The organism is Protofrankia sp. CiP3, from assembly GCF_917627345.1.
In the GTDB taxonomy this organism is placed as follows: Bacteria; Actinomycetota; Actinomycetes; order Frankiales; family Frankiaceae; genus Protofrankia.
Window position 1 is genome coordinate 1 of the sequence record NZ_CAKJTM010000045.1, and the last position, 571, is coordinate 571.

The following is a 571-nucleotide window of genomic DNA, read 5'->3' on the forward strand; positions in this document are numbered from 1 at the left end:
ATCGCCAACGCCCGCCGCAACAGCGGAAGAGCCTCACCAGCCCGACCCAGAGCCCACAACGTCGACGCCAGGTTGTTCAGCCAGGTAGAGACCTCCGGGTGATCGGGGCCGTAAACAACCTCAGCAATCGCCAACGCCCGCTGCAACAGCGGAAGAGCCTCACCAGCCCGACCCAAGGTCCACAACGTCGACGCCAGGTTGTTCAGCCGGTTGGAGACGGCCGGATGATCGGGACCGTAAACAGCCTCGACGATCGCCAACGCCCGCCGCAACAGCGGAAGAGCCTCACCAGCCCGACCCAGCTCCTGCAACACCAGCCCCAGGCTGTTCAGCCGAGTAGCGACGGCCGGGTGATCGGGACCGTAAACAACCTCGGCAATCGCCAGCGCCCGCTGCAACAGCGGAAGAGCCTCACCAGCCCGACCCAGGGTCCGCAACGCCAACCCCAGGTCGTTCAGGTCAGTGGAGACCTCCGGGTGATCGGGACCGTAAACAACCTCGACAATCGCCAACGCCCGCTGCAACAGCGGAAGAGCCTCACCAGCCCGACCCAGGATCTGCAACACCAACG

Annotated in this window: 1 protein-coding gene; it reads right to left on the minus strand. The window is 65.0% G+C overall.

All coding sequences use genetic code 11. From position 1 onward, the window contains the following. The coding region (locus MJ797_RS15795) for a tetratricopeptide repeat protein (protein ID WP_239335573.1) at positions 1–566 on the minus strand (566 nt) is incomplete at its 3' end. Positions 567–571 lie beyond the last annotated feature (5 nt).